The 9,179-nt window shown below is 65.5% G+C and carries 8 protein-coding genes; 4 read left to right on the top strand and 4 right to left on the bottom strand.

Annotated features, from left to right (window positions below; translation table 11 throughout):
• The 3 genes from H926_RS24860 to H926_RS24855 form a co-directional block, all read right to left on the bottom strand.
• Positions 1 to 335, bottom strand: a 335-nt coding sequence (locus tag H926_RS24860; protein ID WP_043607070.1) for an STN domain-containing protein, incomplete at its 3' end; no start/stop codon positions are given.
• A 159-nt stretch (positions 336 to 494) separates the two neighbouring features.
• The gene (locus H926_RS0100460) at positions 495 to 1,502 is read right to left on the bottom strand and encodes a FecR family protein (protein WP_022674544.1); all 1,008 of its coding nucleotides are present in this window, start codon (positions 1,500 to 1,502) and stop codon (positions 495 to 497) included.
• Positions 1,499 to 2,008 (bottom strand): RNA polymerase sigma factor, encoded by a 510-nt coding sequence (locus tag H926_RS24855; protein WP_211183156.1) that lies wholly within the window; start codon positions 2,006 to 2,008, stop codon positions 1,499 to 1,501. Before H926_RS24855 ends, H926_RS0100460 begins: the two co-directional genes overlap by 4 nt.
• Positions 2,009 to 2,356: 348 nt before the next feature.
• Here H926_RS24855 and H926_RS0100450 point away from each other — a divergent pair, with 348 nt between their 5' ends.
• The 3 genes from H926_RS0100450 to H926_RS0100440 are packed head-to-tail and all read left to right on the top strand — an operon-like array spanning position 2,357 to position 6,903.
• The gene (locus tag H926_RS0100450; protein ID WP_022674542.1) at positions 2,357 to 5,017 is read left to right on the top strand and encodes a TonB-dependent receptor; all 2,661 of its coding nucleotides are present in this window, start codon (positions 2,357 to 2,359) and stop codon (positions 5,015 to 5,017) included.
• Entirely contained in the window at positions 5,017 to 6,144 is a 1,128-nt protein-coding gene (locus tag H926_RS0100445; protein WP_022674541.1) for a Ca2+-dependent phosphoinositide-specific phospholipase C, read from the top strand. Before H926_RS0100450 ends, H926_RS0100445 begins: the two co-directional genes overlap by 1 nt.
• Before the next feature lie 48 nt (positions 6,145 to 6,192).
• Positions 6,193 to 6,903: an HAD family hydrolase gene (locus H926_RS0100440; protein WP_022674540.1), complete on the top strand. Its 711-nt coding sequence runs from the start codon at positions 6,193 to 6,195 to the stop codon at positions 6,901 to 6,903.
• Here the strand turns inward: H926_RS0100440 and H926_RS0100435 are convergent.
• Positions 6,900 to 8,051, bottom strand: a complete 1,152-nt coding sequence (locus H926_RS0100435; protein ID WP_022674539.1) for an MFS transporter — start codon at positions 8,049 to 8,051, stop codon at positions 6,900 to 6,902. The two genes, H926_RS0100440 and H926_RS0100435, sit on opposite strands and share 4 nt — an antisense overlap.
• 109 nt (positions 8,052 to 8,160) lie before the next feature.
• Between H926_RS0100435 and H926_RS0100430 the strand changes: the two genes are divergently transcribed.
• Positions 8,161 to 9,132: a LysR family transcriptional regulator gene (locus H926_RS0100430; protein WP_022674538.1), complete on the top strand. Its 972-nt coding sequence runs from the start codon at positions 8,161 to 8,163 to the stop codon at positions 9,130 to 9,132.
• Positions 9,133 to 9,179: the final 47 nt, after the last annotated feature.

Below are 9,179 nucleotides of genomic sequence, written 5' to 3'. Positions count from 1 at the left end.
GGTTCTGGCGCGGCGGCCTGGCTGGCCAGGGCAACGGTTTGCGTGGCAAGCGGCGCGCGGTTCGACAGCGGGCGGGCGATTACCGCAAACGTCGCGGGGCCGGTCTGGCGGGCGGCGAGGCCGGTGCCGGCGAACATGCGCTCAAGCGCGTCGGACACGGTAAGGCGGCCGCGCACTTCGTTGGTGCGCACCGCGCGGGTGACCTTGCGCGAGGCAATGATCTGCACATTGGCCTGATGGCCCAGGATACCGATGGCGGTTTCGGCCGATTGCGCCGGAATGGCGAATTGGCGAAGTTCGGTGTTGGCCTGTGCGGCAACGGGCATGGTTGCCATGCAGGCAATGCCAGTCGTCGCAAAAAGAACGCCACGCAGTGTGGTCGTTGTCATATATCCCTCCCATCAGGATTTCATTACGCATCAGATCATTTCGATCTGTGTTGGCCTAGAGACATGCTCTGGCGATTATCCTTCTTCGATTGTGAAAATTTATTTCTAGAATCCTGTTTCGGCTGCGCGTTCGATACGGATGGTGCGCGGATCGCTGACATCGATCTTCACGGCCAGCGTCGCCTTGAGTGTCTGGGCAAAGCCGTCTGGGTCACCGATGCGAAACAGCCCGTCGAACTGCTCGGCCGCGACTTCGGGATCGGCGATCACGATCTGCCGCTGGTTATAGCGGTTGAACTCGTCAGCCGCCTCACGCAGCGTGGTGCCGTTGAGATCGATCATGCCGTTGCGCCAGGCCAGCGCGCGGTCGACCGGTGCGGTTTCGCTCGCCTGGTAATGCACCAGGGCGCGGGCGTTGACCATGGCACGCTCGCCCGCCACCACGCGCAGGCGCTGGGTGGCATCGGCGGCAGACCAGGTTTCGACCACGCCCTCGGTCACCAGGATTTCCACCCCTTCCTCGCGCTTGCGCACCGAAAAGGCCGTGCCGATCGCCTGGGCGCGCACCGGGCCAGAGGCAACGACGAACGGGCGTTTGGCATCCTTGGCTACCTCAAACCAGGCTTCGCCCTGATCGAGTTCCACCTCGCGCGCGTGCTGGCCCAGATTGACCTTGAGCGCGGTATCGGAATTGATCGTCATGACCGAGCCATCGTCGAGCGGAACGCGGCGGATCTCGCCCAGGCGGGTGACGTATTGGGCGCCATTGGCAAGCACCAGGCGCGTGGCGGCCGCGCCGGCGATACCCGCTGCCACCAGGCCGCCCAGCACGCCACGCCGTGCCCAGGCGCCGCGATCGTTGGCAGGCTCGATCGCGTCATCACCTGGCGCGCTATCGACCGCTTCGGGCGCGGCCGGCGGGGTGACCACGCCGGGCAGTTCCCATGCGGCCTGTACCTGCAGCAGGAGGCCATGGCGGAGCGGATCGCCTGCCAGCCAGGCTTGCAGTGCGGCTTCGTCGGCGGTGCTCCAAGCGGCAGCATCGTCCATGCGCGCCACCCAAGTGGCAGCGGCATCACGATCGGCGGGGGTAAGGGGGCTGGTTGTGGTCATGACGCCCTCCGTCCGGTGGGCAGCATTTCGGGCTCGCGTTCAAGCCGGTCCCAGCCTTCGCGGATGGCGCGCACACCCACCCACACCTGCTTTTCGACGGCCTTTTCGGTCATCCCCATATGCGCGGCGATTTCCTTTTGCGACCAGCCTTCGAACTTGCGCAGTTCGACGATGCGGCGGCAGCGTTCGGGCAATTGCGCCAACAGGCTGCGCACCCGCTCGAACGCCATGCGCGTGGCGACCTGCTCCTCGGGCGTGGGCATTCCGGTGTCGCGATAGCTTTCAATCTCGCTGATCGCCTCGAATGGGGCGATCACCTGGCGCTTGAGCCGGCGGGCCAGCAGGTTGCGGCAGATAGAAAAGAAATAGGCATGCCCGCAGTCGATATGGTCGACAGTATCGAGCATGGCGATGCGGCAATAGGCGTCCTGCATGAGTTCATCCACTACATCGGGCGCAATCCGCCGCTTCACGAACCATGCCCGCAGGCGCGGTTCGTGCGGCATGATCTCTTGCGCCACCCATCGCGCCAAGGCGCGGCGACGCTCGAGTTGCGCTCGCAGATCCGGTCCCGTCCCATCCTCCATCGGCTTTGGGTTTTCCCTCTTTCACAGGCCTAGAGACCGGCCGGCGCCATTTCCTTCCGCTTGCGGCAAAATATTTCGCGACGATAGCGCCGATCCGGCGATATCCGCAAAAAACGCTGGCGCTTGGCCCGGCCAGATCAGCCTAGAAGACGCGATGTTGCACATATTTGCGATATTCATCAATCCGTCACGGGTCTTACCGCGAAGCGTCATGATTGCCGCCTAGGGCCGCCCCCGAAACGATAAACGTTCTTCGGGGCAATCATAATGCGCATCACCAAACTGGCACTTGTATCGTCGGCATCGCTTGTGGCGAACCTCGCCCTGGCTTTGCCAGCCATGGCGCAAGCCGCGCCGGCCACGGCACCCGCACCTGTCGCAGCCGCAGCGGATGCGGCGGCCGATGCCGGGGAAATCGTCGTGACCGGCACCTATGCCCGCAGCTTGAATGCGGCCACCCAGGTGAAGCGCACGGCTGCGTTCCAGGTCGATTCCATCGCCTCGACCGATATCGGCAAGTTCCCCACCCAGAACGTGGCTGAGGCGCTGCAACTGGTGACCGGCGTGGCGATCACCCGGCCGCGTGGCGAGGGGCTGTATGTCAGCGTGCGCGGGCTGGGGCCGCAGTTCCAGAACACGCTGCTCAACGGCAGCCCGGTGGCCGTCAACGAAGTGATCGAAAACGGCGGCGCGGCGGGGCGGCAGTTCCGCTTTGAAATGCTGCCGGCCGAGTTCACCTCGCGCATCGACGTGGTCAAGACGCCCACCGCTGACATGACCGAAGGCGCGCTGGGCGGGAATATCAACGTCAAGACGTTTGAGCCGTTCGACGTAGGCACCAAGACCACGCTCAACTTGCGCGGTACCTATACCAGCAAAACCGATCGCGTGCGCCCCAATGCCACGCTGATCACCAGCTGGGTGAACAAGGACGATACGTTCGGCGTGCTGGCCGGGGCGCAGTATTGGGCCAAGGACGTGCGCAACGACCGCTTCCTGAACTTCGGTTGGTACAAGGATCGCTTCGCCTCCACCCTGGGCAGCGGCTATTACCTCCCCACCCGCACGCGCCCCACGGTGGAAACCGAAAAGCGCAAGCGCATTTCCGGCATGCTCTCGCTGCAATGGCGCCCCAGTGCCGAGGCGACGACCACCCTCAACCTCATGGCGACGCGGCTGGACGTGGCCTATGACGAGTTTGGCCTGGATATCTATCCCGACGACAGCAGCGTCGCGGGCCACAAGCCGGTGCTGGTGCCGGGCAGCGTGGTGCTGGATGGCGATACGGTGGTCAAGGCCACGATCAACGACGTGCGCTTCATGGCCTCGCGCGAATATAGCCTCAACCGCCACGACCTGTTCAACGCCAATCTGCGACAGACGTGGGACAGTGATGGCTGGCACGTGGTGGGCCTGGCCAACTGGTCCTATGCCCACAGCTATCACCCCAGCTATGACGTGGGCACCGTGCGCAGCCGCGCAATGTTCTTTGCCCCGCTGACATATGACGCCACGGGCGGCTACAAGGCGGTGCCCACCTTCACCACCACGGTCGATCCCACCAATCCGGCCAATTACCAGCTCTATCAATTCAACATCGCGCCCAAGAACAGCAAGGACTGGAACTTCTACGGCCGTGCCGACGTGGCGCGCGATCTGGGCGGTTTCATCTCCAAGCTGGCAGCCGGCGGCGAATACCAGTTCCGCAAGCGCGACTATTCGCGCCGCGATTTCCTGGTCAACCCGGCCGCCGGCACGCCGCTTACCAGCCTGGGCAGCGGCGCCTATCAGCAGCTGCCGTTCGACGATTACCTGCAGGGGCAGGGCGGCAATATCCCGCGCCAGTTCCTGGTGCCGGTGACCAGCGCCTATCTCAATGCCTTCTTCACCCCGGCGGTGCGCAATTCGGCGTTGACGGCTGCCGACCTTGCTGCCTCGTTCCACACCACCGAAAAGATCGCCAGCGTCTACGCCCGGGCCGATTACACCTTTGCCATCGGCGGCGTCGCGATCACCGGCAATCTGGGCGTGCGCTATGTCCACACCGACCAGGTGGCGAGCGGCAACCTGCGCAGCGGCAACGCGACCACGCCGGTCAGCTTCCCCAAGACGTTCAACAACGTTCTGCCCAGCTTCAACCTGCGCGCGGAATTTTCGCGCAGCCTGATCGGCCGCCTCAGCGCCAGCCGCGTGTTGACCCGCCCGAACGTGACCGACAGCGCGCCGCGCATTACCGTATCGACCGACGCGCCCACGGCTAGCGGCGGAAACCCGGCGCTGGTGCCGTTCCTGGCCACCCAGTTCGATGGCTCGCTGGAATGGTATTTCAACCCGGCCGGCTCGCTGACCGGGGCGGTGTTCTACAAGGCGATGGATAACTACATCACCCAGCAGAACGTGCCGATCGACATTCCCGGCCGCGGCACCGTGCAGTTGAGCACCCAGGTCAATGGCGGCAATGCCAAGGTCTATGGCCTGGAAGCGGCCTATCACCAGGTGTTCACGTTCCTGCCCGCGCCGTTCGATGGGCTGGGGCTGCAGGCCTCGTACACCCGCACCTCGGTCGAGGCGAACTACACCGCCGGCTCGCGCTCGATCGTCAACGAGCTGATCGGCTTGTCGAAGAACAGCTTCAACGTGGTGGGCTTCTATGAAAAGGGCCCGCTGTCCACGCGGCTGTCCTATGTCTGGCGCGATCGCTATCTGTCCAGCACCGGCAGCACGACCCAGGCGCCGGTCTATACCGCTGCGTTCGGCTCGCTCGATGGCTCGATCGCGGTGCGCGTGACGGACAATGTCACGCTCAGCCTGGAAGCGATCAACATCGCCAAGGCGCGCCAATATACCTACAACGACCGCACCATCCGCTTTGGCGAAATCAACGATTACGGCCGCACGATCCTGTTCGGCGCGCGGGCGGAATTCTGATGCGGCGGTCTTTTGCAACAGGCGCCAGGCTGGCGCTCGGCGGGGCCTTGGCCCTGCTGGCGCCGGCGGTGGCCGGGGCGGCGGGCGCGCCGCTGCGGATGAACGACATTCAGGTCGTCGGTTCGCACAACAGCTTCAAGGCGCAGATTCCGGCGCCGATCATGGCCCAGCTGCGTGCCCGCGATGCCAAGCTGGCGCAGACGCTGGATTACTATCACCTGCCGCTTGCCGCGCAGCTCGATGCCGGGGTGCGCCAGGTGGAGATCGATATCTTCGCCGATCCGGCCGGCGGGCGCTATGCCCACCCGGCCGGAGAAGCGCTACTGCCGGCAGATCAGCAGGGCAAGGGGCAGGGGTTTGACCCGGCGGGGATGGTGCGGCCGGGCTTCAAGGTGCTGCACATTCCCGATATCGATTATCATGCGGTGTGTCCCACGCTGGTCAGCTGCCTGGGCGAGATCGATCGCTGGTCACGCGCCCATCCGCGCCACTTGCCGATCATGATCACGATCAACGCGGCCGACAGTGCCGACAGCCGCCTGGCCACCCAGCCGCTGCCGCTCGACAATGCCGCACTGCTCGATCAGTTGGACGGGGAAATCCGCCAGGCCCTGCCAGGACGGCGGCTGATCACGCCTGACGAGGTGCGCGGCGACGCCAGCACGCTGGCCGATGCGGTGCGTCGCCGTGGCTGGCCCACCCTGGCGGCGGCCCGCGGGCGCATCTTCATCCTGTTCGATGTGCGGCCGGCGGTGTCTGACGCCTATCGCGTGGGGCATCCATCGCTGCGCGGGCGGGCGATGTTTGGCTGGTATCCCGATGGCCAGCCGGAAAGCGCGATCCAGATCGTGCAAGACCCGCTGATAGATGGCGCGCGGATCAAGGCACTGGTCAAGGCCGGCGTGATCGTGCGCACCCGCACCGACGCCAACACGCAAGAGGCGCGCACGCATGATCTGGCCAAGGCCCGCGCCGCGCAGGACAGTGGCGCCCAAGCGATCAGCACCGATTACTATCCCGGTGCGCCCGATCCGCTGGGCCTTGGCTTTGTGGTGACGCTGCCGGGCGGCACCATGGCGCGCTGCAATCCGGTGCGCGTTGCCGGACGCTGCACTCTGGCGCCCTGAGGCCTCTCGGGCATGGCACTGCGCGGGCACTTGTGCCATCGCGGTGCCATGACGATACGCCTGATCTGCCTCGATGCCGATGATACCCTGTGGCACAACATGCGCCACTTCAACGGGGCCGAGGCCGCCTTTACCGCCATGCTCGAACCCTTTGCCGAAGCAGGCGTTGCCCGCCGCGCACTGGAAGCGTGCGAGGCGCGCAATCTCAAGGTCTATGGCTATGGCGCCAAGGGTTTTACGCTGTCGCTGATCGAGACCGCGCTAGAACTGTGCGGTGCTGCGCTCACCCCGGCGATGATCGCCGACCTCTTGGCAGTGGGGCGAACCTTGTTGCAGCATCCGGTGGAACTGCTCGATGGCATTGCGCAGACCCTGCCGGCCTTGCAGGCGCGGGGTGAACTGGTGCTGGTGACCAAGGGAGACCTGCTGCACCAGGAAACCAAGCTGGCCGCTTCGGGCCTGGGCGAATGCTTTTCGGGCGTGGAGATCGTCAGCGACAAGACCGTGCAGACCTTTACCGGCCTGTTCACCCGCCATGGCGTGGCGCCGGCTGAGGCGATCATGGCCGGGGATTCGCTGCGGTCGGATATCCTGCCGGCGCTCGGCGCCGGGGCCTGGGCGGCCTATGTGCCGCAAGACGGCGCCTGGTCGCACGAACAGGCGCCGGTGCCAGACGGGGCAGAGCGCTTTGCCACCCTCGCACGCTTGGCTGAGCTGCCCGCGCTGATCGATCGGATCAACGCGGGCACTGCTGTTTAAGCAGCCTGGCCCTTGCGGCTGGTGAGCACGATCGCGATCAGTCCGATGGCCGAGGTAGCCGCGCCGGCCAGCGCAATCACCGGATAGCCCCAGCCCAGCGCGATCACCCCGCCGCCCAGCGCGGCACCCAGGGCATTTCCCAGGTTGAACGCACCGATGTTGACCGATGAGGCAAGGTGCGGCGCATCGGCAGCGGCACTCATCACCCGCACTTGCAGCGGCGGCACCAGGGCAAAGCTCGCCACGCCCCACAGGAACACGATGACCGCCACGGCGCCTGCATGGGACATCAACGCGGCAAAGGCGATCAACACGGCGGTAAGGCTCGCCAGCGTGACGATCAGCGTGCGATCGACCGAGCGATCGGCAAACTTGCCGCCAAGCCAGTTCCCCACCGTCAAGCCCACGCCATAGGTGACCAGCATGGCGGTGATGAACCCGAGCGAGGCATGCGTCGCATCGCGCAGGATCGGGCTGATATAGGTAAACACGGTGAACATGGCGCTCGACCCGACGACCGTCAGTGCTAGGGCGCCAAGCACCTTGCCGCGCATCAGCACGCGCAGTTCAGCCATGGGATTGGCGTAGCCCTCTGCCGGCAAGGGCGGAAGGGTAAAGCGCAGCGCGGCCATCATCAGTACGCCCAGCGCGGCGATGACCCAGAACGGCGTGTGCCAGCCCACATTCTCCCCGGCCCAGGTGGCGAGCGGCACGCCCACCACATTGGCGATCGTCAGCCCCATGAACATCGTGGCGACAGCGCCGGCCTGACGCTGTGGCGGCACCAGGCTGGCTGCCACCACCGAACCCACGCCGAAGAAGGCGCCGTGGTTGAAAGAGGTTACCAGCCGGGCCAGCAGCATCATGTCATAGCTGTTCGCCAGCGCGGCCATCAGGTTGCCCAGGGTAAAGATCCCGGCCAGCCCGACCAGCAGCGTGCGGCGCGACACGCGCCCAGTGGTCAGCGTCATGATCGGCGCGCCCACCACCACGCCCATGGCATAGGCGCTGATCAGCAGGCCAGCGGCCGGGATCGAGACGCCCAGGCCCGTGGCGATCGCGGGCAACAGGCCCATGGGGGCAAATTCGGTCACCCCGATGCCAAAGGCACCCAGGGCCAGGGCCATGAGCCCGGCATTCCATTTCATACGATGATCCTGATCTGTTTTGCGGCGCCCGAGCGCCTTGCCAATGAATGCACAGATGGCGCAGACTGATCCCCGTGTTTAGAGGGTTTGAACGCGAAGGATTTTTGCAATGGGTGCAAAGATGCCAGCCAATCCGGCAGTGGGCGGCGAAGCCGCACCCGGCGTGGACCGTGCCCGCGAAATGGCGCTGTTTGCCGCCGTGCATGACTGCGGCAGCTTTTCCGGCGCAGGGCGCGTGCTGGGCCTAAGCCCTTCGGCGGTGAGCCGGGGTATCGACCGGATCGAGGCACGGCTGGGCGTACGGCTGTTGCTGCGATCGACCCGCGCCTTGGCCATGACGGCGGAGGGGCAAGCCTATCTGCGCGCGGCACGGCGCATCCTGGCTGATCTTGACGAGGCAGAACAGCAGATCGCCGATCGCGGCACGCCGCGCGGCCGCCTGCGCGTGAGCGCGGCACTATCGCACGGGCGGCTGTGCATCGTGCCACTGCTGGGCGCGTTCGTGCGCCGCTATCCTGATGTGCTGGTCGATATCGCCCTTACCGACACCTTGGTGGACGTCGCCGCTGGCGAGGCGGACGTGGCCATCCGCTTTGGCCCATTGGCCGATAGTGCGCTTACCGCGCGCAAGCTGGGTAGCAATGGGCGGGTCATTGTCGCTTCGCCCGATTATCTCGCGCGTCATGGCGTGCCGCAGGTGCCCGAAGACCTGCACGCCCACAATTGCCTCAACTTCAATTTCCGCCGGGCCGAACCGGTATGGCCGTTCCGCCGCGTGCGGGCCGATGGCACGGTAGAAGATTTCGCGCTGGAGGTGCGCGGCACGATCGTGGCCAACAATGGCGAAACCCTGGGCGATTTGGCCCAGGCCGGCATCGGCATCGCGCGGGTGGGGACATTCAGCGTGACCCAGGCTCTCGCCGATGGGCGGCTGATCCCGCTGCTCGAAGCGTTCAACCCCGCCGATGAAGAGCAGATCCACGCCGTGTTTGTCGGCGGAACGGCCACGCCGGCGCGCGTGAGGGTCTTTGTCGATCATCTGGTCGAAAGCCTGCGGCCTACAAAAAATCCCGGCGCATGAGGTCATGCGCCGGGATCGTTGCCTGCCGCAAGGCAGGGATCAGTGGC

It is taken from the genome of Novosphingobium sp. B-7 (genome assembly GCF_000410615.1).
Taxonomy (GTDB): domain Bacteria; phylum Pseudomonadota; class Alphaproteobacteria; order Sphingomonadales; family Sphingomonadaceae; genus Novosphingobium; species Novosphingobium capsulatum.
Note: the sequence above shows the minus strand (reverse complement) of the source record. Positions and strands in the feature narration are given on the sequence as shown.